Source organism: Bradyrhizobium sp. USDA 3650 (genome assembly GCF_054057395.1).
Window position 1 is genome coordinate 7,026,078 of record NZ_JBSRZG010000001.1, and the last position, 21,895, is coordinate 7,047,972.

The following is a 21,895-nucleotide window of genomic DNA, read 5'->3' on the forward strand; positions in this document are numbered from 1 at the left end:
CCCTCCGGGGACGGGATGCGCAGATAGGCCGGGCCAAACACGCCGGGGCACCAAATCACGCCGTTTGGCGGCCGAAAGGCGGCTTTATTCCCGCCTTGGATGCTTTAAGGAAGGGAGAAGATCAGGTCGCACCCGCCCGGGGGCAGTGCTAGACCCTGATGCAGGAACAATGGGCGAGGCCGGTATGGCACGTCCGCAAGGATGAAGGATTTGAGGCAATGATCCAAACCGTTGGCATCATCGGGGCAGGCACCATGGGGAACGGCATCGCGCAGATTTGTGCCGCGGCCGGGCTTTCGGTCGTGATGGTCGATATTTCCGATGCGGCAGTGAGCCGCGGGATTTCGACGGTTGGCGGCAGTCTCGAGCGCCTGGTTAAGAAGGAGAAGATGTCGGCGGGCGATCGCGACGCCACGCTCAAGCGCATCACCGGCACCACCGACCGCGCCAAGCTCGTCGATTGCGATCTCGTCATCGAGGCCGCGACCGAGAACGAGGAACTCAAGGTCAAGATCCTGAAGGATCTCTGTGCGACGCTGTCGCCGCGGACACTGCTCGCCACGAACACCTCATCGATCTCGATCACGAAGCTCGCCGCGGCGACCGACCGCCCCGACCGCTTCATCGGCATGCACTTCTTCAACCCGGTTCCGGTCATGGCGCTGCTGGAGCTCATCCGCGGCTTGCAGACCTCCGACGACACCCACGCCAAGGCGCTCGATTTCGCCAAGCGCGTCGGCAAGGTGGCGATCACGGCCAAGAACAGCCCGGGCTTTGCCGTCAACCGCATCCTGTGCCCGATGATCAACGAGGCGATCTTCGCGCTGCAGGAGGGGATTGCGACGGCGGAAGAGATCGATGCCGGCATGAAGCTCGGTTGCAACCATCCGATCGGGCCGCTGGCGCTTGCCGATCTCGTCGGGCTCGACACCATGTTGTCGGTGATGGAGGTCTTTTACAAAGGCTTCAACGACCCCAAATACCGTCCAGCCCCCTTGCTCAAGGAAATGGTCGACGCCGGCCATCTCGGCCGCAAGACGGGGCAGGGTTTTTACACCTACAGCGCCTGACGATGGCGCGGGCGGCGGGCGTCGAGTGCTCGTCGCCGAACCCCGCGATTTGCGCTGCGACAAAGACGCCGCGCGCGATCGGCCCGACAATGTCGAAGGGGCGGCCTGCGGGAACAACGGAACGGATAACAAGGGACATGTCGGATCGATTGAAAGCCGAGCGCGAGGCTGCGGCCGCGCGGCGGAACTTGCTGACCCAGGATGCGATCGAGCGCACCGGGATCACCGAAGAGATGATCGGGGAACTCGTCACCCGTTTCTATGGCCGCGTCCGTGAGGATGCGCTGCTGGGGCCGGTGTTCGCGATCGTGCAGAATTGGGACGAGCATCTGGCCAAGCTCCGGGATTTCTGGTCGTCGGTCGTGCTGATGAGCGGCCGCTATCACGGCTCGCCGATGCGGGCGCATATGCCGCTGAGCCTGGCTGGCCATCATTTCGATCGCTGGCTCGATTTGTTCGAACAGACTGCGCGCGAGGTCTGCCCGCCGCAGGCAGCCGCGCTATTCATCGACAGGGCGCGCCGCATCGCCGACAGCTTTGAGATGGCGTCGGCCACCTTGGCCGGTCGTATCGCCGCGCCGCGTCACGTGCTCCGCTCCTAGAATACAAAATGCCTGCCTGAGAAATGCGCAAGCGGCACTGATGGCGCTACGATCGCGCCGTCCGTCGGCGCATTGCACCAATACCGATAGCATTGACCTGATCTGCAAAATCATCATGCCGGTCGCGTAACGTGACGTTGCAATGAAAAAAATGCGCGTAAACGCGCGTGTTGGCGTTCAATCAATGCGAGCATAACCGTGTGATGCACTGCGGGAAAGAATCTTTGCCTTTTTTTCGGCAGAGTTCCAGCGCCTGCTTGTGGACATGTCGAGTGCATCGTTCAACACATCCTCTTCATCCTCCGACAACACAGCGGAATCCGAAGCTGACGCGTGCACGGAGCAAACCCGGCGGGCGCTGTTGATGAGCGCGCTGGCCACGACGGCGTGCCTCGCCTGTTCCACGCAGGTGCACGCGGGCGAGGATGCGCCGGGCTCCGACGAGCGGCCTCAGAAGGGCGATCTGCTCGTATTCTCCGAAGGCGATCAGGAGGGAAAGCCCGTCACCGCGGCCGATCTGTCGGCCGGCGGACCGCCGGTGCATGCCTGGCCGAAAGATCCAAAGACATCGGTCGTGCGCAGCGCCTCGCGCCTCAACGAGATTCTGATCATCCGCCTCGACCCCGCCGAGCTCGACGAGCAGACGAAAGCGCGCGCTGTCGACGGCATCCTCGCCTATTCGGCAATCTGCTCGCATGCCGGCTGTCCTGTCACGGCCTGGGTGAAGAGCGATGTCGGCGACAAGGAAGTGCTCAAATGCATGTGCCACAACTCCGAATACGATCCTCGCGCGGGCGCGCAGGTCGTGTTCGGGCCGGCGCCGCGACGGCTCGCTGCGCTGCCGCTGGCGCTGGCTGACGGCTCGCTCAGCGTCGCCGGAAACTTCGTCGGAAAGGTAGGTGGCGCGCAGCCGGGATGATGGGCGTGCGGGTTGTGCCCGCGTCATGAGAGACCGCATCCGCCGATGGGTGGACGACGGGACGAACGACAAGAATTCAAAACAAGAATTCAAACGAATGAAAAAGGGGAACGCCATGACCAGGAAGCAGTGGTTACTGTCCGGCTTCGTCGCCTTCACGTGTCTTGCATCGACTCTTGCCTCGACCGCCGCCGTATCAGGCCCGATCGAGAACTACGCGCCGGTCACCGCGCAGCGGTTGGAAAACCCGGAGCCCGCCAATTGGATGCTCTACCGACGCACCTATGACGGGCAGGGCTACAGCCCGCTCGACCAGATCAACACCTCGAATGTGAAGAACTTGACGCCGGTCTGGACCTTCGCGACCGGCGTGGTCGAAGGCCACGAGGCGCCGCCGATCGTCAACAACGGCGTGATGTTCGTGGCAACCCCGATGGGGCAGGTGATTGCGCTGAACGCCAAGACCGGCGACGAATATTGGCGCTACAAGCGGCAGCTCCCCGATGACCTGTTCCAGTTGCATCCGACCAGCCGGGGCGTCGGCCTCTGGGAGGACAAGCTCTATCTCGCCACCACCGACGACCATGTCGTCGCGCTCGACGCCAAGACCGGCAAGGTGGTGTGGGACACCAAGGTGCAGGATTACAAGAAGGGCCAGTACATGACCCTGATGCCGTTGATCGTCGACGGCAAGGTCATCGTTGGCGGCTCCGGCGGCGAGTTCGGCGTGCGCGGCTATGTCGCCGCCTATGATGCCAAGGACGGCAAGGAGCTGTGGAGGACTTATACGATTCCGGGCGAAGGCGAACCCGGCCACGACACCTGGCAGGGCGAGGACTGGAAGAACGGCGGCGGCTCGGCCTGGATGACCGGCAATTACGACAAGGACACCAAGACGATCTATTGGGGCGTCGGCAACGCCGCGCCGTGGCCCGGCGAGATGCATCCGGGCGACAATCTCTATACCTCGTCGGTGCTCGCGCTCGATCCGAACACCGGCAAGATCAAGACCTATCACCAGTATCACCAGAACGATTCCTGGGACTGGGACGAAGTCGAAGCGCCGATGTTGATCGACCTGCAACGCGACGGCCGCAACATCAAGAGCCTGGTCCATCCGGGACGCGATGCGATCTTCTGGATACTCGAGCGCACGCCGACCAAGATCAACTACGTTGCCGGCTGGCCGTTCGTCTCCACCGACGTCTGGAAGGGCATCGACGCCGAGAGCGGCAGGCCGATCGTCGACCCCGCGCACAAGCCGATGGTCGGCAAGCGCGTGGAGTTCTGTCCGTCGCTGTGGGGCGGCAAGGATTGGCCGTCCGCGGCCTACAGCCAGAAGACCGGCCTCGTCTACGTGCCCGCCAACGAGAATTTCTGCGGCGGGTTCACCGGCGAAAAGGTTCCGCTCAAGCCCGGCGAGCTCTGGCTCGGCACCAAGCCGGAGGACATCGGGCTGAAGACGAAGCCCGGGGCGGATCATTTCGGCGAGCTCCAGGCCTGGGATCCCGTTACGGGCAAGAAGATGTGGCAACACAACTTCCCGAAATCGCAGCTGTTCGGCTCGGTGACGGCGACCGCGGGCGATCTCGTCTTCGTGGGCGGCACCAACGACCGCAACTTCCGCGCCTTCAACGCGAAGTCCGGCGAGCTGTTGTGGGAGCAGAAGACCAACTCCGGCATCATGGGCATGCCGGTGTCCTATGAGATCGACGGTACGCAATACATCGCGATTCAGTCGGGATGGGGCGTGGATGCACAGCGCATCCAGGATGCACTCGTGACCAACAATATCGGCATCGAAGCCAACGTGCCGCAAGGCGGCGTGATCTGGGTGTTCGCGCTCAAGAAATAAGCTCCGCTGGCGGATCGAAAGAAGCGGAGTGTCAGGGGGCAAATGCGGCGGACGTCCGCGTCCGCCGCATTTTGCGTCGGCGTCTTCCCTTCTCCCCTTGCGGAAGAAGGTGGCGCGAAGCGCCGGATGAGGGGTTCCATCCGCGCATCTCAATATGCGAGATTCGCGCAGGCATACCCCTCACCCAGCGTGATCGTGGCAACCGGCGTAGCTGCCCTCTCCCGCAAGGGGGGAGGGCACATCGATGCGCTTCGGCGAAGAAGTAAAGCCGATAATCACGACGTCAAAACGCCGATGCGCAGATCGCTACTTCCCCTCGCGCTCGACCTTGTCCTTCTCCTTCTGGTTCATCTCGCGAACCTTGGGATCTGGATTGTGCTGCCCGGTGGTCTGGGTGGTCGATGGCGGCGTGGCATTGGCGTTGGGCACAGAGTTCTGGTCCGGCGTGCTGGGGCGCGTCGCCGTTGTCGGCGGCGTGGTGTTGCTCTGGGCGTATGCGCCAGTGGCCGTCAAAAGAAAGGCGCTCGACAGCAACGAGACTGCGAGCGCCTTTGAGATATGGGTCATCGATCTGCTCCTGTCAGATCGATGCAAACGGCGCGAGGCCGCCTTGTGTTCCCGCCTTTACGCTTCCAATTGCTTGCCGAGCGGAAGGCTGCGGATGCGCTTTCCGGTCGCGGCGAAGATGGCGTTCATCAGCGCCGGCGCGAATGGCGGGACGCCGGGCTCGCCGACGCCGCTCGGCGGCGTGTCGGGTCCTGGCGGCACGATGTAGACGTTAGTCACCGCAGGGGATTCGTCGATCCTGAGGACCTGGAAGTCGTCGAAGTTCTTCTGCTGCACCTTGCCGTCCTTGAAGGTGATCTCGCCGTATTTGGCGAGACTGAGCCCCATGATCGCCGCGCCCTCGACCTGCGAGGCGATGCGCTCGGGGTTGACATAAGTGCCGCAGTCGATGGCGGTGTCCACCCGCGGCACCGTCAGCTTGCCCTTGTCGTCGACGGCCACCTCGACGATGGTGGCGATATAGCTGACGAAGCTGCGGTGCACGGCGATGCCGAGGCCATGGCCCTTCGGCATTTGACGGCCCCATTCGCCCTTCTCGGCGACCAGCTCGACCACCTTGCGCAGGCGCGCGGTGTCGATCGGATAGCTGTCCATCGGCTCGCCATAGTTCCACATGTCCTTCACAGCAGGCTTGACGATGCGCGGGCTGCCGATCAGCGCGAGCAGCGTCTCCTTCTGGTCGCGGCCGGTCGCATGGGCGATCTCGCCCACCATCGACTGCACCGCGAAGGCGCGCGGGATGTTCGAGACCGAGCGGAACCAGCCGATGCGGGTGAACGCCGCGGCCTCCGGGTTCTCGCAGGAGATATTGGCGATCTCGAATGGCATATCGACGAGGCCCATGCCGAGCTCGAAGGGCGCCTGGTTCTTGGCACCCGCGGCGAATGTCGAGGCGATGGTCGGGGCCACGCTGCGATGGCGCCAGGCGATCACCTTGCCGCTCTTGTCGAGGCCCGCCTCGATCCGTTCCACGGAGACCGTGTGCAGGAAGTCGTGGCGGACGTCGTCCTCGCGCGTCCACTGCACCTTGACAGGCACGCCGAGCTCCTTCGACAGCAGCGCGGCCTCGAGTGCGAAGTCGCATTTCGACTTGCGGCCGAAACCGCCACCGAGCAGCGTGACGTTGACCGTGACATTGCCCTCGGGAATGCCGAGCGTCTTCGCGACGTCCTCGCGCGTACCACCCGGGCTCTGCACCGGCGCCCAGATCTCCGCCTTGTCACCCTTGACGTCGGCGACCGCCACCGGCGGCTCCATGCTGACATGGGCAAGATGCGGCAGATAATATTCGCCGACGACGACCTTGTCGGCGCCCTTCAGAGCAGCCTCGGCATCGCCTTCCTGGCGCACCACAAGGCCCGGCTTGCGCGAGGCTTCCTCGAGCTCCTTGCGGTAGGCGACGGAATCGTATTTGCCGTTCGCGCCGTCGTCCCAGGTCAGCTTCAGCGCGTCGCGGCCCTTGATCGCCGCGCCGGTGTTGCGCGCGATCACGGCAACACCGCCGAGCGGCTGGAATTTCGACGGCCACGGCCATCCGCGCACCTGCATCACCTTCTCGACGCCGGGGACCTTCAACGCCGCGTCCGGATCGAACTTGACCAGCTTGCCGCCGGTCACCGGCGGGCGCGCGATCACGGCATACTTCATGCCTGGCAGCCGCACGTCCGCGCCGTAACGTGCCTTACCGGTGGTGATGTCGTGGAGATCGACGATGCCGATCTGGCCCTTGCCGAGATAGCGGAAGTCCTTGGGGTCCTTCAGCTTGAGCCCTTCGATGCTCGGCACCGATTCCTTGGCGGCGTCAGCTGCGAGCTCGCCGAAGCCGAGCTTGCGGCTCGTCGCGCTGTGGACGACCTCATGATTGACGGCCTTGACCTCGGTTGCCGGCACGCCCCAGCGTTTCGCTGCGGCCTGCTCGAGCATGGTGCGGGCGGAGGCACCGATCTGGCGCATCGGCATCAAATAATGCCGCGTGCTGCGCGAGCCGTCGGTGTCCTGGTTGCCGAATTTGACCTCGTCGCCATGGGCCTGTTCCACCTTGACCCGCGACCAGTCGGCTTCCATCTCCTCGGCCACGATCAGCGGCAGGCTGGTGCGCACGCCCGTGCCCATCTCGGCGCGGTGGGCGAGGATGGTAACGGTGCCGTCGGGTGCGACCGCGACGAACACGCGCGGATCGACCACGACGCCGTGTGGCATCTTGCCGGCGCCGGTCTCGTAGGCGAACGCCTGGCGCGACATCACGGGCGCCGCGAGCACGAAGCCGCCGGTGATGCCGAGCCCCTTCAGGATGCTGCGGCGCGAAACCTTCTCGACCCTGATGTTCTTCTCGAAGCCACGAAGCTTCCTGGGATTGTCGATGAAATTCATGTCACACTCCCGTCGATGCGAGATGGACCGCATTCTCGATGCGCTGGTAGCAGCCGCAGCGGCAGATGTTGCCGGACATCGCTTCGCGGATCTGGTCGTGCGACGGCTTTGGATTGTCCATTAGCAGCGCGGCCGCCTGCATGATCTGGCCTGCCTGGCAGAAGCCGCATTGGGGAACGTTGACCTGCCGCCAGGCCTTCTGCACCGGGTGATCACCGTTCGGATGCAGTCCCTCGATCGTCGTGATCTCGCGGCCGGCGACGTCGTTGATCGACGTGATGCAGGCGCGCACGGCTTCCTTGTCGACGATGACGGTGCAGGCGCCGCACAGGGCCTGGCCACAGCCAAACTTGGTGCCGGTCAGCCCGGCCTCGTCGCGCAGAAACCAGAGTAGCGGGAGATCCGGGTCGCCGTCCCAGCTCTGTTCCTGGCCATTGATCTTCACCTTGATCATGATCGTCCCTCGCTCTTCATAAGCTTGCTGATTTCAGATTTTTCAGATGCCGGTCGGTGCAATGCGCGCTGCGCGGCGTCGCATTCCAGCGGTCATCCCGCACGGGCAGATCCCGGCAGGACTCAGGAATGCCAATGTCATGTCCGGATGTGTTCGATACCTCCCGTCGTGTTCTTGATTATTGAATTCGCGCGGCATCGTCACGTCGCGATCTTAGCAAGGATCGCTTCGGTCTAGCATTCACAGCCAAGTGTTCTCTCGTCAGCTGTTCTCGATGGGAAAAGATTGCAACGAAGGTTTGTCAAAAGCAGGGCGCCGCATCTCGCCGCGCGCCTCTGCACATGGGGACAATGAAAAAAGCTTCGTCCGCCAGAAGACCTGTGCGGACGAAGCAGGATGCCTCAGTCGAGGGAGGGAGAAACGCAGGCGCCGCGGACTTCAAGCAGGAAGCCGGTGGCCCTGCGCAGTCATTCAGAGACCAGGACTGAGGGAGCTGACGGCCCCCACACAGGTGCAGTCGAGAAGCGGCGGCATCGCCGCGATTGTCCCGGCCGGCGCCGTCCGCTCGCTGGGTGTGGTGGAACCAGCGAGCGGGCGGGGCGCGGTAAACGTCAGGCAGCCTTGCTCGGGCGGCCTTTGCTTAAGCGGCCTTGGCTCAGGCAGCCTTGGCCTTCGCCACGTGGGTCGCGATGGCGTCCATCAGCGCCGGCGACAGGCAGTCATAGGGCTCGAGACCAAGCTCCTTGAACCGAGCCCGTATTCCACCCATCTGCTCCGGCTTCACGCCCGATTCGATCACCGACGAGACGAAGGCAGCGAATTGCGGCGCCTGCGAACCCTGTTCCTGGAACAGTTCGGGGTGGATGAAGTCGAGGCCGTAGAACGGGTGACCCTTGTTCTCGATGCGGCCATACATGTGCGTGCCACAGGCCTTGCAGGCGTAGCGCTGGATCACCGCCGACGGGTCGACGATCTGGAGCTTGTCGCCGTTCTCGAGCACGGTGACGTTCTGGCGGGGTACCACGGCGACGACGGAGAAATTCGCGCCCTGCGGTTTCCAGCACTTGGTGCAGCCACAGGCGTGGTTATGCGCGACGTCGCCCTTGACGGCGACCTTGACCTGATGGTCGCTGCATTTACATGCGAGCGTGCCGCCGGCGAAGCTGCCGCTGCCCTGTTTGATGCCGTTATCGATCGAGGGATGGAGTGCAACAGTCATGGGTCGATCCTCCTTGGGGTGACGCTTTTCGAGTTAGAACACGACGACTGAACGGATCGATTTGCCCTCATGCATAAGGTCGAAGCCTTTGTTGATGTCTTCGAGCTTGAGCGTGTGGGTAATCATCGGGTCGATCTGGATCTTTCCGTTCATGTACCAGTCGACAATCTTCGGCACGTCGGTGCGGCCCCGCGCGCCGCCGAAGGCGGTGCCGCGCCAGTTTCGCCCGGTGACGAGCTGGAACGGGCGGGTCGCGATCTCCTTGCCGGATTCGGCAACGCCGATGATGATCGAGGTGCCCCAGCCACGATGGCAGGCCTCCAGCGCCTGGCGCATCACTGTGGTATTGCCGGTGCAGTCGAAGGTGTAGTCGGCGCCTCCGTCCGTCAGGGTGACGAGATGCGGGACGATGTCGCCGGTGATCTTCTTGGGATTGACAAAATCGGTCATGCCGAACCGGCGTCCCCATTCCTCCTTGGAGTCGTTGATGTCGACGCCGATGATCTTGTCCGCGCCAGCCATCTTGGCGCCCTGGATCACGTTCAGGCCGATGCCGCCGAGGCCGAACACGACCACGTTGGAGCCCGGCTCGACCTTGGCGGTGTTGACGACGGCACCGACGCCGGTGGTGACGCCGCAGCCGATGTAGCAGCTCTTGTCGAACGGCGCGTCCTCGCGGATCTTGGCGACCGCGATCTCCGGCAGCACGGTGAAGTTCGAGAAGGTCGAGCAGCCCATGTAGTGGTAGATCGGCTTGCCCTTGTAGGAGAAGCGGCTGGTACCGTCGGGCATCACGCCTTTACCCTGCGTCGCGCGGATTGCGGTGCAGAGATTGGTCTTCTGGCTAAGGCAGCTTTTGCATTGCCGGCATTCCGGCGTGTAGAGCGGGATGACATGGTCGCCCGGCTTCACCGAGGTCACGCCAGGGCCGATCTCGCGGATGATGCCCGCGCCCTCGTGGCCCAGGATCGACGGGAAGATTCCTTCGCTGTCGAAGCCGTCGAGCGTGTAGGCGTCGGTATGGCAGATGCCCGTCGCCTTGATCTCGACCAGGACTTCGCCGACCTTCGGTCCTTCCAGATCGACTTCGACGATCTCGAGCGGCTTCTTGGCTTCGAAAGCGACGGCGGCACGTGTCTTCATCTTAAACTCCTCAAATTCCGGCAGGGCGCCAAGAACCAGGTCTTGGTCGGGCTCCGCACGTTCACTTCTTGCCCATGCACGAATCTTCGTTCTTGGTATAGGCGTCGTTCTTGTCCTCGTGCTTGCCAGGTCTGGTGCGGCCCCAGGCCTCGTTGGAGCGGGCGCGCAGATAGACGTAGAGATCGTCCATGTAGCAGGCGACGTTCGGGTTATCGCCGAAGGCCGGCATCACGTTCTCTGCGGCAGTCGAGATGTTCTTGCGGCCGGAGGCGACGACGCCGAGAAAGTCGGCATAGCTCATCGTCTTCAGCGAATCCTTCAGCGCCGGGGCGTAGGTCGAGCCCATGCCATCCGGGCCGTGACACACATGGCAGTCCGAGTGATAGCGGCGGTATCCGGAATAGGTGTACCAGTCGACGGAGCCGTCGGTGATCTTGTAGGTTGGGTTGCCTTCCTTGTCGGACCATTCGCCGGTTTCGTTCTGCTTGACGGCGGTCGGGTCGCCTGAGCCGTCCGCGACGGCAATTCCCCCGGACGCGACCAAGAACATCGCAGCAATGGCAGAGCAGATTTTACGCAAGAGATTTTCCTCAGAAGGCATTCGGTGAGACGAGCCGGCGCGTGGAGTTGATCCACGCGCCGGAGCGATGCTGAGAGGCCTAGTTGGGCAGCGAGAACACGGTCAGCGTACCGCCGAGTGCCGTGTAGTTGCTGAGCGCCGCGTAGCCACCGACTGCGCCGAGACCGGCGGTCGGATCGGTCAGGCCTGCCGCCAGACCGATGCCGGCCCAGCCGCCCACGCCGGAGAGCACTGCGACATACTGCTTGCCGCCGTTCTCATAGGTGGTGACGTTGCCGATGATGCCGGAAGGAGTCTTGAACTTGTAGAGCTCCTTGCCGGTCTTGGCGTCGACTGCCTTCAGGTAGCCTTCGAGCGTTCCGTAGAACACCACGTTGCCTGCGGTTGCGAGCGCGCCCGACCAGACCGAGAACTGCTCCTTGTTCGACCAGACGATCTTGCCGGTCTTGCCGTCCCAGGCGATGAAATTACCCATGTGGGTTTCACCCTGCGGCGGATACATCGAGAGCGTCGCACCCACATAGGGCTGGCCCGCGGTGTAGCTCACCTTGAACGGTTCATAGTCCATGCAGACGTGGTTGGTCGGGACGTAGAACAGCTGCGTGTCCGGCGAGTAGGCTGCCGGCTGCTCGTCCTTGGTGCCGAGCGCGGCCGGGCAGATGCCCTTCACGTTGTGGTCCTCGCCCGCCTTGTCGGTCGAAGCTGCGTCGAGCACCTTCGGGCGGCCGTAGGTCGGCGAGTTCTTGTCCATGTCGACGCCGGAGGTCCAGTTCACCTTCGGATCGTACTTTTCGGCGACCAGGAGCTCACCGGTGGCACGATCGAGCGTGTAGCCGAGGCCGTTACGATCGAAGTGCGTCAGCAGCTTGCGCGGCTGGCCGTTGATCTGCTGGTCCGAGAGGATCATTTCGTTGACGCCGTCATAGTCCCACTCGTCGTGGGGCGTCATCTGATAAACCCACTTGGCCTGGCCGGTGTCAGGGTTGCGAGCCCAGATCGTCATCGACCATTTGTTGTCGCCGGGACGCTGCTTCGGATTCCAGGTCGAGGGATTGCCCGATCCGTAGTAGACGAGGTTCAGCTCGGGGTCGTAGGAGATCCAGCCCCAGGTGGCCCCGCCGCCGATCTTCCACTGATCGCCTTGCCAGGTCTTCAGGCTCGAGTCCTTGCCGACGGGCTTGCCGAGTGCGGTGGTCTTCTCTGCATCGACCAGGATCTGATCATCCGGTCCTTCAGAGTAGCCGCGCCAAGCCAGCTTGCCGGTCTTGATGTCGTAGGCGGTCATATGGGCCTGAACACCGAACTCACCGCCGGAAATGCCGATCAGCACCTTGTCCTTGACGACGAGCGGCGCCGAGGTGCCGGTCTCGCCCTTGCCGGGATCGCCGTTCTTGGCAGTCCATGCAACCTGACCGGTCTTGGCATCGAGCGCGACCAGGGTGGTGTCGGCCTGATGCAGGAAGATCTTGCCGTCGCCGTAAGATACGCCGCGGTTGACTGTGTCGCAGCACATCACGGGGATGACGTTCGGATCCTGCTTCGGCTCATACTTCCAGACGATCTTGTTCTCGTTCGAAAGGTCAATAGCGTAGACCTTGTTCGGGAACGGCGTGTGGACGTACATCATGTTGCCGATGATCAGCGGGCCGCCTTCATGGCCGCGCAGCACGCCGGTCGAGAAGGTCCAGGCGACCTGGAGCTTGCCGACGTTTTGAGCATTGATCTGGTTGAGCTTGGAATAGCGGGTATTGGCATAGTCGCCCGCCGGCATCACCCAGTCTTTCGGGTTCTGCGCCATCTTGTTCAGCTCGTCATTGGCTGACGCGCTGCCTACGGCGAGAGCCGCAGCGGACCCAAGAAAGGTCGCCAGTAGTACCTTGCGCATAGTCATTCCTCCGTTGTCTCGTTTATTTTTCCGAAGCATTGCTCAATCACCGGGCTTCTCGTCCGGTGTCTGCTCGTGCAGGGCGGTCACGTTTGGGACCAGAAACGATGCTGGGTGCTTTCTCCTCCTGATGAGAGCTACGGGTCCACGTGCAGGAGCGGCCCGTTTTTGTTGTTCCTGATGCATCCGTAGCGACTTCGCCATCGGGAAACTTGCCCAAGAGAGAAGCTGGTTTGCTTGACAGCGCACGGCCGCGAAGATTTTGATTTTGCAGTAGCGAATTCAGCGGCTTCCGCAGCGCGTGGGACCGTCTTCCACGCTTAGGTTCCCCTTGACGGCGCTGCAACTAAGGCGGAGGATTAACTTCCAAGGGTGGCAATGGAACGATGGCGCTCGTTCCAGAAGATCGCTCAAAATCGAGGTAAACGTCACGCAATCACGGTTCAGGGCTCCGGCAGCGCGGCTCGCGATTCGCGTCAAAATCTCCGGATCAAACCAGTGGCTGGATTAATGTCCGACACAATTCACACGCTCTCGACGACGGGAATGACGCCGAAGCGGCAGATCCAGAGCTGGATCGACGGGCTGACGAGCCTGTGTGGGCATTTCGACGTCGATCCGCTGGAAGCGTCTTCGCTCGAAGGCCGCATCGACTACACCAGCGTCTCGCGCCTGAAGCTCTGCCAGATCGAGGTCAGCCAGCATCGCATCGCGCACACCCTGGCGCGCGCCAAGGCCAATGAACACCCGTATATCAAGATCCATTTCCAGACTTACGGTGTGTCCTATTTCGAGCAGGAAGGCCGCCACATCGAGCTGAACCCGGGCGACATCATCGCCTATGACGTCTCCTGTCCGCATTCGATCATCAGCCCCGCTTTCACGCGCCACGATGTGGTGATTGTACCCAAGGCGCTGCTGCGCGACCGCGGGTTCCCGTCGCAGCGAATGCCCGCCTGCAAATTGACCTCACGCACGGGGACGGGGCGCATCGCTCACGATTTCGTGCATGCGACCTTCGACGAGGCGGCCAAGCTGTCGGCGAACAGTGCGGTCGGCGTCGCCGATTCGCTGATCGACCTCTTGCTGCTGCCGCTGCGCGAGGCCGACACGATGCTGGATCGCGTCGGGCCCGAAGCGACCTATGTGCGGGCGCAGTTCTTCATCCGCGAGCATTTGCGCGATCCGGATCTGTGCATCGACCAGATCTCCGCCGAGCTCGGCTGCTCCAAGCGTTATCTGCACATGCTGTTCTCGGAGCGCGGCACCACGGTGAGCGACTACATCTGGCAGGCGCGTCTTCAGAATTGCCGCCAGGAGCTCGAGGCACACGCCGGCAAGACCATCACCGACGTCGCGTTTTCTTGGGGCTTCTCCAGCTCATCGCATTTCAGCCGGGTGTTCCGGAAGTATTTCGGCGTGGTGCCGTCCTCGATCCACAAGGCGCAACAGGGCGCGGTTGCCGCGGACGAGCACTAGGCAAACGCCAGGTTCGGCGTCGAACGACGACGGCTGACCGTCACGCGCCCGCGCTGTCTCTCATGTCGATATGGCGATGTAGGGAATGCTGGTCAGGAGAGCGACGAGCAGCACCGCATTGCCGAGCATTCCACTCCAATGTAGTCGGCGTAGCCGGCGCGGGGCCTCGGCATCGCCGGCGTCCCTGGCGCTGAGCTGCTCGTCCATCCGCTGCATGAACCAGCGGCGTCCGTAGATCGCCAAGGCTGCAAGGAGGCCAACGCCCATCGCGGCGACCAGACGACCGTCGAGCAGGAAAGCGACCGCTCCGATAATTCCGGCAACGCGCATCACCAGAAAATGCGCATTGAACATTCCGCGCAAAAGCTGGGCGACGGGCTGGATATCCAGCTTCACCAGCAGGAAGGCCGGAGACGCCAACGTGAAATAGCCCATCGGAAAGAGCAGGATGATCATGACGGCTACGGCAACGCCATCCGGGGTCATGGGATCGGCCTTTCTCGTCCGCGCCGGTGAGATCTTCCCGGCAGCGTCGCACAATCATAGCGGGAAAATACGTTTCCGGCACTAGGCTTTGGTCGGATGCTGCGCCGCGAAGGGGCGTCTTGTCTCGCGGTTCAGGAGGGCTCGAGGCCGAGCGACCGCGCGCTCTCGATCCAGATCGGCAGCTCGCGCTGATACAGGGCGTTGGTGTCCTTGAAGCCGATCGCGGGTTCGAGCACGAACGTGTTGAGAACCTCCTTCACCTTCGGATCGTTGTTGGCAGCGACGCAAAGCTCCGCCAGGCGGTCGACGACCGGTTGCGGTGTCGCCTTCGGCACGGCCCAGCCGGAGAAGCCGCTAACGGTGAAGAATTTCGACGTCGCGCCCTGCTCGGGGAGGGTCTTGATATCGGGGATGGCGTCGACCTTCTTCGAATGCACCGCGAACACGGTGCCACGGTCGCTCTGCAAAACCGATCGCGCTGCCGTGTAGCTGCCCATGGCCACATCGAGCGTACCTTCCAGCATGCCCGTCCACATCGGGGCTTCGCCGCGATAGTGGATCGGCTCGATGGCAAGGCCATACTGCTTGTTGAGCTCGTGGACCGTCATATGCGGGGCCGAGCCCGCGCTATAGGTGCCGAAGTTGACCTTGCCGCTCTTGCGCGCAAAGGCGACGAAATCCTCCAGCGTCTTGACGCCGGTCTTCGGGTTCGCCACCAGCAACAGGCCGGCGCCCGGAATGACGCTGACGAGCGTCAAATCCTTGTCCATGTCGTAGCCGGGAGCCTTCATCACCACCCGGTTCATGATGTAGGTGGTCGAGATCGAGCACAGGATGGTGTGGCCGTCCGGCTCCGCGCGGGCGACCTCCGCCGTCCCGATCGCGCCCGCGGCACCGGGCTTGTTCTCGACGACGACGGTCTTTCCGACCTGCTTGGCAATGAATTCGCCATAGGCGCGTGCGAGCAGATCGGTCTGTCCGCCGGCGGGATAGCTGCAAATCATGCGGATCTGCCGCGAAGGCCATGCAGCTTGCGCCGAGGCGCCGCGCGAGACGAAGGGCATCGCGAGTGCGGTGGTGCCGGCGGCGATGAAGTGGCGGCGATCGAGCGTTGCGGACATGATTCTCTCCCGGATTGCCGTCGACGGTACTGCATCGGATCGCCTCTGCCATGGGTGGCAGGCGAGACACATTGGCGCATTCGAAGGGCCGCGCTGTGCCTATTCGGGCGTCATCCGGACAATCCCACTTTTCGCATGACACGCAGCCAGGCGATTTCGGTCAGGGCTACCGCAAGCAAGCCAAAGGTGCCGCCGATCAGCACGTTGACGATGCGCTCCTCCGCGATGCCGCTGGCGCTGCCGGCGAAAGAGGCGGCCAGCGCGATGAAGAAGCAGCGCAGGCCGAAGCCGATGATGTAGCGGGAGAACGAGATCAGCGTGAGGGTGGCCGCGAGAACCGCGAGCGCATAGCCGACCCGGCTTTGCGGCAGCACCATGCCGGCGAGGAAACCGAGCGGCACGCCGGCGACGGCGCCGATCGCCCGCTGCTTCAGCTTGCCGGTCGAAGCGGCGAGATCGCCGACCACGACGCTTGCGGCCGACCACATCACCCATTGGCCCTGCGCGAGATCGAGGATCTCGACCAGAGCCGCCGCAGCGAACACCGCAAGGGCGGTTGCCGCCGCGGGCACAAACCATTCGGCCGCGGGCGCTCCGAACGAGGTCGCGGCATCGCCGCACCGTCGCTGGTCGTAAATCCGGATGGCGCAGACCAGAGCCAGTGCGATGGGAGAGGACACGATGATCATGCCGGCATGGCGCAGGGCTTCCGAGGCGCTCACGCCCTCCCGCACCTCGCAGGCAAGATACACGGCGGGGATGAACACCCAATTCCCAAGCGTGCGGAAATGTTCGCCATAGCGCGTTACCGCGACCGCAAGGAATCCGGCGAGCGCCGTCAGCACTGCGAATAGCGGCTTGATCGGGGCGGCAAGGAAGAGCGCGGCAAAAGTGAGGAGGATGGCGAGATAATGCAACGTGACGACTTTTGGTGGCAGGCGCAGCCTGAGCGCGGGAATGAGCAACGAGACCGCGACCAACCCGAGATTCAGCAGCGCCGTCTCGCGCGCCAAGAAATAGGCGGCGACTATGGGGCCGACGACGATCAGCGCCCGCACCAATTCGCCGGTCTTGATTTCGCGCGAGAGGAGATCGCGCAGGCTTGCGGCGGAAGGATTCACGATGCCACCGGATGGCCGAATGAAAACGGCGGCATCATAGGGTGCAGAATGTCGCCGAGCTAGCGATGGTTGTAACGGGCCCATCGCCGATCACTTTATCCGTCATTCCGGGAGCCGGACGCTCCGGTCACCGCTGAATGATCTTCATCCAGACGTCGCCGAGGATCGCAGGCTCACGTGGCGGCAAATAGGTCAGCCCCGCCTGCGTGCCGAATTCGGCGATCTTGTCCTCGGCAGCAAGGCCGGTCAGCGCCTTGTTAACGGCGTCGATCAGCGCGGGATCGCTGGCGAGCCCGACATAGCCGCGATTGGCCCCGATCGGATAGTAGTAGCCGGACGCGGAGATCGCCGTATCGGGGTGCGCGGCGCGATGGGCGTCGAGGCGGCCGAGGTCGATCAGCGTCGCGTCATAGTCGCCGCGGGCAAGTGCACCGAGGAGATCATCGCGGCCGGGAACGAGATGGGTGATGTCGTCGATCAGGCGCCCCTTGTCGAAGGTCATGAGGATCGCATCGCCGAGCGAGCCGCTCTCGATGACGAGGCGCAGGCCGGCGAGATCACCGATATCGCCGATCTTGCGACCCCGCGCCTTCGGTCCGAGCACGACCGTCATCGGCGAATAGACATAGGGCTGGCTCGGCGCGAGCACGCCGAGCGCGACGCGGCGGCGCCGGTCGTCGCGCGTGGCGCCGGCAAAATCCGGCAGGCGCGCCGTCTTCATGCCGGGCTTGACGAGGGAGTCTGTCGTCAGCGCGTAGCCGCCGACGAGCGAGCAGCGGCCGTCGGACAGCAGCGCATTGGCCTCGAGCTGCGGGCTCGAATCCTCGTCCAGCTTGCTCTCGAACCACTGGATCGTCAGCGGTCGTCCGAGCCGGTCGGCGATCGCCTGCGCCAGCAGCACGTCGAAACCCGAGCCCGGCTTGCCCTTGTGATGCACCGAGAGCGGCGGCCTGTCCTCGTCGAGACAAATCTTGAGCGGATCGTCGGCCGCGCGTGCAGCCGCGGCCGCCGCTGCGAGGATCGCGGCAATGCTCCAAGCGGCCAGCCAGCGCCTCATGGTTTTCTCCGGCTTGAGATGAAGGCCCAGAGATTCCCGATCTCCTCGTCGCTAAGAATATCGGCCCAGGGCGGCATCTTGTTGTTCTTGCCGTTCTTCACCGTGGTGACGAAGCGCGTCTTGTCGTCGGGGAAGGTGCGCAGATCCGGCGTGATGGTGCCGGGGTTCATCATGTTGGGACCGTGGCAGTGCGAGCATTTCTCGGCATAAGTCGACTTGCCGTGGTCGATCTCCGCCTGCACGGGATTGCCGGTTGAATCATCCGCGGCACGAACGGTCGCCGCAAGCGCGACCGGCAGCACCGCGACGGTGGCGAGGATCGCCACCGTCTTGTGAGATAGCTTTCTCAGCATCGTGCCGTGGTTATTGCTTGACCGCAAAAACCCAAAGCGAGCCGCCAGGCGGGACCTTGGCCAGCCGCTCGTCGCCGGAGAACAGCGAGTAGACGCCGCCATAGCCGCTCGTCACCGCGACATACTGCACGCCGTCCTGCTGCCAGGTCACCGGTTGTCCCTCGATGCCCGAGCCGGTCTGGAACTGCCAGAGCTTCTTGCCGGTGTCGGCATCGAAGGCCTCGAACTCGCCGGTCAGCGCGCCCGAGAACACGACGCCGCCCGCGGTCGACAGCACGCCGGAGAAGCGCGGGATGTCGCTTGGTGCTTCCCACTTCGCCTTGCCGGTCATGGGATCGATCGCCTTCAGATGACCGCGCGGGCCGTCACCCCATTCCCAGAGATCGGTGAGGTCCATGCCGAGATACCATTCACCCTGCTTGAAGGTGGCGGGTTCGGTCTTGTACCTGCCGCCGAAGGCGAGCGTGTTGGCGTAGGCGAGGCCGGTCTGCGGATTGAACGACATCGGCTCCCAGTTCTTGCCGCCGAGGATCGACGGATAGACGGTCACCTTCTTGCCCTCACGCGCATCCTTCGAGACGTCGGTCTCGATGGGGCGCCCGGTCTTCATGTCGATTCCGGTCGCCCAGTTGACCTTCACGTAAGGATTGGCCGCGAGCAGCTTTCCGTTGGTGCGGTCGAGCACGTAGAAGAAGCCGTTGCGGTTGGCGTCCATCAACACTTTGGTCGGCTTGCCCTCGACATTCATGTCGGCGAGGACCATCTCGGCCACGCTGTCATAGTCGAACGGATTGTTGGGCGAGAACTGGTAGTGCCACTTGATCTTGCCGGTTTTGGGATCCATCGCCAGCACGGAGCAGGTGTAGAGGTTGTCGCCCGGGCGCACCGCCGAGTTGAACGGTCCGGGATTGCCGATACCCCAATAGACCGTGTTCAGCTCGGGATCATAGGAGCCCGTGATCCAGGTCGAACCACCGCCGAGCTTCCAGGTATCGCCCTTCCAGGTGTCGCCGCCGGGCTCGTCCGGGGAGGGGATCGAATGGGTGCGCCACAAATGCTTGCCCGTTGCCGGATCCCAGCCGTCGATGAAGCCGCGGGTGCCGAACTCGGCGCCGGAGATGCCGGTGATCACGATGCCGTCGGCGACCAGCGGCGCCACCGTCATCGAATATCCCTCCTTGATATCGGCCGCCTTCTGCCGCCACAGCTCCTTGCCGTCCTTGGCGTCGAGCGCGATCACGTTGGCGTCGAGCGTGGTGCGGAACACCTTGCCGTCATAGAGTGCGGCGCCGCGATTGATGATGCCGCAGCAGACGATGCGCGGCGTTTCGGCAGGATACTCGACCTTGGATTTCCAGATCTGCTTGCCGGTCTTGGCGTCGACCGCCATGGTCGCGTTGTGCGACGTCACGTAGATCACGCCCTGGTACACCAGCGGCTGCGATTCCTCGCTGCGATCGTCGTTGAAAGAGTAGTTCCAGACCGGGACAAGGTTCTTGACGCTGTCCTTGTTGATCTGGTTCAGCGTCGAGAAACGCTGGAGATTGTAGCCCATCCCGTAATTGAGAACGTTCGATGTATCGGTCGCACCCTTGACCAGCTGCTCGCTGGTTTGTGCATTTGCACAAGTCGATGCAAGCATGACGAGGCTCGCGGCCATCGCAAAGCGTTTCATCCGTCCCTCCCAATATGCGCGCCTATTGACGTTGCGACAGCAACACTCCGCCCGAATGCAAAACGCGTCAATACGAAAGTCGTAATTGCGATGCCGATATGGTGGGCGGCGGGATGCCGGTCACCTGACGGAGAGCTGACAAGCAACTCTCACTTGTGCGCAGGCGCTGAAGAAATTCCGCGGCATGGAGCAGGGCGCGTGCGCGACGGCAGCGGTCGGGCCGACGGGTTCCGCAAGTTGTACGGGCGCAGGCTGCAATTCGGGGCTTGAACCGAGGCTCGCTTGTGCACTTATGTCGTGTCGATCCGGCTCGAATCGGAGCTCTTGGTCTGGGAGGTTTTCATGATATTGCGTCGCTCTGTTGCACTTGCGCTCACGATAGCGCTGCTGTCCGGTCCGGCCTGGTCGGCCTCCGGCAACGCGGTCAAGGCGTTCGATACCGACAATGACGGCACGCTCGATCTTGCCGAGGTGAAGAAGGCAGCGGCCGCGTCGTTCGCCAAGCTCGATCCCGATCACGACGGCACGCTCGACGCCCGTGAATTGCGCGGACGGTTAACGGCGAAAGAACTCGCCGCCGCCGATCCCGATCGCGACGGGACTCTCACGCTCGACGAATATCTCTCGGTCGTGGAGCAGCGCTTCAACGCAGCGAATCCCGACAAGGATGGAACGCTGGATGCGAAGGAGCTGAACTCGCGCGCCGGCCGCGCGCTGCTGCGCCTGTTGCAGTGAGCGCCGCGCTGCTTGACTGGGAGCGAAGGCGAGTTGCCCCAGAGAGAAATTTGCAAGCGCGATGCGACAGTTCGCTGTGTCAACGGCGCGATTCCAGACTTGCGCTGTGCCTGACGCAGCCCTAGGTTTTGGCCGGCGCGATGTCGCGCTCAATCCCTTGGGAGTCCCCGAATGGCCTGGAAAGCTCCGAAGATCGTGGAAGTGCCGGTCGGCATGGAAATCAACATGTACGCCTGCGCTTTGCGCAAGTAAGACCACAAGTAAGACTGACGACCTGCCGCGGCTTCGATGGCAAACACCGTCGAAGCCGTGGTAGTGTCGGGGATGCGCGCGAGAGCCCTTACATTCTGGACCATAGCCGCCTGCATCGTCGCGCTCGCGCCGGCATGCGTCAGCGCCGAAGAGGGCTTTGATACCGAGCACATCTTCGGCTTCATGATCGGCACCGATGTCGGCAATCCCGGTGAGCGCGAATTCCAGACTCAGACGACAGGACGATTCGGCAAAGGCGGCGGGACCTATCGCGCGCTGTCGCAGGAGGTCGAGATCGAGATCGTGCCGCTGCCGAACTTCCGCGTCGAGGTCGGCGGCACGGCCACCCTGCACGACATCACCGGCGTCCCCGATATCGGCGACCGTCGCCAGTTCAATTTTCAGGGCGCTTCGCTCGACCTGCGCTATCGCCTGCTCGATCGCGAGCGCGCGCCATTCGGGTTGACTGTCGCCGCCGAACTCCATGGCGACCGCATCGACGAGACCTCCGGCGCAAAAGGGCGGATGTACGGTACCGATTTCACGCTCGCCTTCGATCGCGAGCTGATCCCGAACTTTGCTATCGGCGCGCTCAACCTGATCTATCAACCCGAATGGGCGCGCTTCGAGGTGGCGGGACTGTCCGAAAAGAGCTCAACCGTCGGCGCGGCCTTCGCCGGCCTGGTGCGCGTGCGGCCCGATGTGCTGCTCGGCGGCGAGGTACGCTACTTCCGGCAGTACGAAGGCATCGGCCTCGGCGAGTTCGCAGGACAGGCGCTCTTCGTCGGTCCGACCGCTTATTTCCAGCTTTCGGAGCGCTCGCGCCTGACCATGAGCTGGAGCATGCAGGCCTGGGGCCGTCCGGCCGGATCAGGCGGCAATCTTGATCTCGCCAATTTCGAGCGCCACCAGGCGAGGCTGGTGTTTGGGGTCAATTTCTAGCGCTCGCTCA

The 21,895-nt window shown here is 63.2% G+C and carries 21 protein-coding genes; 8 read left to right on the forward strand and 13 right to left on the reverse strand.

Features of this window, described 5'->3' with window-relative positions; genetic code table 11:
• Window positions 1-158 precede the first annotated feature (158 nt).
• From ACVIN2_RS32980 to ACVIN2_RS32995, 4 genes are all read left to right on the forward strand, one after another.
• On the forward strand, window positions 159-1,070 hold the full coding sequence (locus ACVIN2_RS32980; protein ID WP_456768794.1) for a 3-hydroxybutyryl-CoA dehydrogenase: 912 nt from the start codon (window positions 159-161) through the stop codon (window positions 1,068-1,070).
• 137 nt (window positions 1,071-1,207) lie between these two features.
• The gene (locus ACVIN2_RS32985) at window positions 1,208-1,672 is read left to right on the forward strand and encodes a group III truncated hemoglobin (RefSeq protein WP_456768795.1); all 465 of its coding nucleotides are present in this window, start codon (window positions 1,208-1,210) and stop codon (window positions 1,670-1,672) included.
• A gap of 265 nt (window positions 1,673-1,937) precedes the next feature.
• Window positions 1,938-2,591 (forward strand): QcrA and Rieske domain-containing protein, encoded by a 654-nt coding sequence (locus ACVIN2_RS32990; protein ID WP_456768796.1) that lies wholly within the window; start codon window positions 1,938-1,940, stop codon window positions 2,589-2,591.
• A 115-nt stretch (window positions 2,592-2,706) separates the two neighbouring features.
• Window positions 2,707-4,446 carry a methanol/ethanol family PQQ-dependent dehydrogenase gene (locus tag ACVIN2_RS32995; RefSeq protein WP_027519387.1) on the forward strand — a complete coding sequence of 580 codons (1,740 nt, stop codon included), beginning with the start codon at window positions 2,707-2,709 and terminating at the stop codon, window positions 4,444-4,446.
• Between the two features lie 306 nt (window positions 4,447-4,752).
• Here the strand turns inward: ACVIN2_RS32995 and ACVIN2_RS33000 are convergent, their stop codons facing one another.
• The 7 genes from ACVIN2_RS33000 to xoxF5 form a co-directional block, all read right to left on the reverse strand.
• Complete coding sequence (locus tag ACVIN2_RS33000; protein WP_027566531.1) at window positions 4,753-5,013, reverse strand: hypothetical protein; 261 nt, start codon at window positions 5,011-5,013, stop codon at window positions 4,753-4,755.
• Between the two features lie 57 nt (window positions 5,014-5,070).
• Window positions 5,071-7,383: a molybdopterin cofactor-binding domain-containing protein gene (locus ACVIN2_RS33005; RefSeq protein ID WP_456768797.1), complete on the reverse strand. Its 2,313-nt coding sequence runs from the start codon at window positions 7,381-7,383 to the stop codon at window positions 5,071-5,073.
• 1 nt (window position 7,384) lies between these two features.
• Window positions 7,385-7,837 carry a (2Fe-2S)-binding protein gene (locus ACVIN2_RS33010; protein ID WP_007601363.1) on the reverse strand — a complete coding sequence of 151 codons (453 nt, stop codon included), beginning with the start codon at window positions 7,835-7,837 and terminating at the stop codon, window positions 7,385-7,387.
• 655 nt (window positions 7,838-8,492) lie between these two features.
• Window positions 8,493-9,056, reverse strand: coding sequence for an S-(hydroxymethyl)glutathione synthase (gfa, locus tag ACVIN2_RS33015; protein ID WP_027519384.1), 564 nt, complete (start codon window positions 9,054-9,056; stop codon window positions 8,493-8,495).
• Window positions 9,057-9,089: 33 nt separating this feature from the next.
• Window positions 9,090-10,199, reverse strand: a complete 1,110-nt coding sequence (locus ACVIN2_RS33020; protein WP_027566533.1) for an S-(hydroxymethyl)glutathione dehydrogenase/class III alcohol dehydrogenase — start codon at window positions 10,197-10,199, stop codon at window positions 9,090-9,092.
• Window positions 10,200-10,260: 61 nt separating this feature from the next.
• A complete protein-coding gene (locus ACVIN2_RS33025) occupies window positions 10,261-10,749 on the reverse strand; it encodes a c-type cytochrome, methanol metabolism-related (RefSeq protein WP_007601366.1) in 489 nt (162 codons plus the stop codon).
• A 109-nt stretch (window positions 10,750-10,858) separates the two neighbouring features.
• Window positions 10,859-12,664, reverse strand: a complete 1,806-nt coding sequence (gene xoxF5 / locus ACVIN2_RS33030) for a lanthanide-dependent methanol dehydrogenase XoxF5 (protein WP_456768798.1) — start codon at window positions 12,662-12,664, stop codon at window positions 10,859-10,861.
• 510 nt (window positions 12,665-13,174) lie between these two features.
• Between xoxF5 and ACVIN2_RS33035 the strand changes: the two genes are divergently transcribed.
• On the forward strand, window positions 13,175-14,143 hold the full coding sequence (locus ACVIN2_RS33035) for a helix-turn-helix domain-containing protein (protein WP_456768799.1): 969 nt from the start codon (window positions 13,175-13,177) through the stop codon (window positions 14,141-14,143).
• Window positions 14,144-14,203: 60 nt separating this feature from the next.
• Here ACVIN2_RS33035 and ACVIN2_RS33040 read toward each other — a convergent pair whose 3' ends face one another.
• The 6 genes from ACVIN2_RS33040 to ACVIN2_RS33065 all read right to left on the reverse strand — a co-directional run bounded on the left by ACVIN2_RS33040 (window position 14,204) and on the right by ACVIN2_RS33065 (window position 19,956).
• Window positions 14,204-14,629, reverse strand: a complete 426-nt coding sequence (locus ACVIN2_RS33040) for a hypothetical protein (protein WP_456768800.1) — start codon at window positions 14,627-14,629, stop codon at window positions 14,204-14,206.
• Between the two features lie 131 nt (window positions 14,630-14,760).
• Window positions 14,761-15,750 (reverse strand): Bug family tripartite tricarboxylate transporter substrate binding protein, encoded by a 990-nt coding sequence (locus tag ACVIN2_RS33045; RefSeq protein WP_456768801.1) that lies wholly within the window; start codon window positions 15,748-15,750, stop codon window positions 14,761-14,763.
• Window positions 15,751-15,860: 110 nt separating this feature from the next.
• Window positions 15,861-16,871, reverse strand: coding sequence for an FUSC family protein (locus tag ACVIN2_RS33050; protein WP_456768802.1), 1,011 nt, complete (start codon window positions 16,869-16,871; stop codon window positions 15,861-15,863).
• 127 nt (window positions 16,872-16,998) lie between these two features.
• Window positions 16,999-17,928, reverse strand: a complete 930-nt coding sequence (locus ACVIN2_RS33055; RefSeq protein WP_456768803.1) for a substrate-binding periplasmic protein — start codon at window positions 17,926-17,928, stop codon at window positions 16,999-17,001.
• Window positions 17,925-18,281: a c-type cytochrome gene (locus ACVIN2_RS33060; RefSeq protein WP_456768804.1), complete on the reverse strand. Its 357-nt coding sequence runs from the start codon at window positions 18,279-18,281 to the stop codon at window positions 17,925-17,927. Before ACVIN2_RS33060 ends, ACVIN2_RS33055 begins: the two co-directional genes overlap by 4 nt.
• Window positions 18,282-18,291: 10 nt before the next feature.
• Window positions 18,292-19,956 (reverse strand): methanol/ethanol family PQQ-dependent dehydrogenase, encoded by a 1,665-nt coding sequence (locus ACVIN2_RS33065; RefSeq protein ID WP_247436601.1) that lies wholly within the window; start codon window positions 19,954-19,956, stop codon window positions 18,292-18,294.
• Window positions 19,957-20,298: 342 nt separating this feature from the next.
• On the opposite strand from ACVIN2_RS33065, the gene ACVIN2_RS33070 reads away from it, so the two are divergent.
• From ACVIN2_RS33070 to ACVIN2_RS33080, 3 genes are all read left to right on the forward strand, one after another.
• On the forward strand, window positions 20,299-20,691 hold the full coding sequence (locus tag ACVIN2_RS33070; protein ID WP_456768805.1) for a calcium-binding protein: 393 nt from the start codon (window positions 20,299-20,301) through the stop codon (window positions 20,689-20,691).
• 171 nt (window positions 20,692-20,862) lie between these two features.
• A complete protein-coding gene (gene pqqA, locus ACVIN2_RS33075) occupies window positions 20,863-20,943 on the forward strand; it encodes a pyrroloquinoline quinone precursor peptide PqqA (protein WP_018460299.1) in 81 nt (26 codons plus the stop codon).
• Between the two features lie 36 nt (window positions 20,944-20,979).
• Window positions 20,980-21,885 carry a hypothetical protein gene (locus ACVIN2_RS33080; RefSeq protein WP_456768806.1) on the forward strand — a complete coding sequence of 302 codons (906 nt, stop codon included), beginning with the start codon at window positions 20,980-20,982 and terminating at the stop codon, window positions 21,883-21,885.
• The last annotated feature ends 10 nt before the right edge of the window (window positions 21,886-21,895 follow it).

Bases quoted from the DNA above. Each gene is read 5' to 3' on its own strand.
- ACVIN2_RS32995 (WP_027519387.1), top strand. From the start codon at position 2,707: ATGACCAGGAAGCAGTGGTTACTGTCCGGCTTCGTCGCCTTCACGTGT.
- ACVIN2_RS33035 (WP_456768799.1), top strand. From the start codon at position 13,175: ATGTCCGACACAATTCACACGCTCTCGACGACGGGAATGACGCCGAAG.
- ACVIN2_RS33010 (WP_007601363.1), bottom strand. From the start codon at position 7,837: ATGATCAAGGTGAAGATCAATGGCCAGGAACAGAGCTGGGACGGCGAC.
- ACVIN2_RS33020 (WP_027566533.1), bottom strand. From the start codon at position 10,199: ATGAAGACACGTGCCGCCGTCGCTTTCGAAGCCAAGAAGCCGCTCGAG.
- gfa (WP_027519384.1), bottom strand. From the start codon at position 9,056: ATGACTGTTGCACTCCATCCCTCGATCGATAACGGCATCAAACAGGGC.
- ACVIN2_RS33065 (WP_247436601.1), bottom strand. From the start codon at position 19,956: ATGAAACGCTTTGCGATGGCCGCGAGCCTCGTCATGCTTGCATCGACT.
- ACVIN2_RS33070 (WP_456768805.1), top strand. From the start codon at position 20,299: ATGATATTGCGTCGCTCTGTTGCACTTGCGCTCACGATAGCGCTGCTG.
- ACVIN2_RS33045 (WP_456768801.1), bottom strand. From the start codon at position 15,750: ATGTCCGCAACGCTCGATCGCCGCCACTTCATCGCCGCCGGCACCACC.
- ACVIN2_RS33025 (WP_007601366.1), bottom strand. From the start codon at position 10,749: ATGTTCTTGGTCGCGTCCGGGGGAATTGCCGTCGCGGACGGCTCAGGC.
- ACVIN2_RS33040 (WP_456768800.1), bottom strand. From the start codon at position 14,629: ATGACCCCGGATGGCGTTGCCGTAGCCGTCATGATCATCCTGCTCTTT.
- ACVIN2_RS32990 (WP_456768796.1), top strand. From the start codon at position 1,938: ATGTCGAGTGCATCGTTCAACACATCCTCTTCATCCTCCGACAACACA.
- ACVIN2_RS32985 (WP_456768795.1), top strand. From the start codon at position 1,208: ATGTCGGATCGATTGAAAGCCGAGCGCGAGGCTGCGGCCGCGCGGCGG.
- ACVIN2_RS32980 (WP_456768794.1), top strand. From the start codon at position 159: ATGCAGGAACAATGGGCGAGGCCGGTATGGCACGTCCGCAAGGATGAA.
- ACVIN2_RS33005 (WP_456768797.1), bottom strand. From the start codon at position 7,383: ATGAATTTCATCGACAATCCCAGGAAGCTTCGTGGCTTCGAGAAGAAC.
- ACVIN2_RS33055 (WP_456768803.1), bottom strand. From the start codon at position 17,928: ATGAGGCGCTGGCTGGCCGCTTGGAGCATTGCCGCGATCCTCGCAGCG.
- pqqA (WP_018460299.1), top strand. From the start codon at position 20,863: ATGGCCTGGAAAGCTCCGAAGATCGTGGAAGTGCCGGTCGGCATGGAA.
- ACVIN2_RS33000 (WP_027566531.1), bottom strand. From the start codon at position 5,013: ATGACCCATATCTCAAAGGCGCTCGCAGTCTCGTTGCTGTCGAGCGCC.
- ACVIN2_RS33060 (WP_456768804.1), bottom strand. From the start codon at position 18,281: ATGCTGAGAAAGCTATCTCACAAGACGGTGGCGATCCTCGCCACCGTC.
- ACVIN2_RS33080 (WP_456768806.1), top strand. From the start codon at position 20,980: ATGGCAAACACCGTCGAAGCCGTGGTAGTGTCGGGGATGCGCGCGAGA.
- xoxF5 (WP_456768798.1), bottom strand. From the start codon at position 12,664: ATGCGCAAGGTACTACTGGCGACCTTTCTTGGGTCCGCTGCGGCTCTC.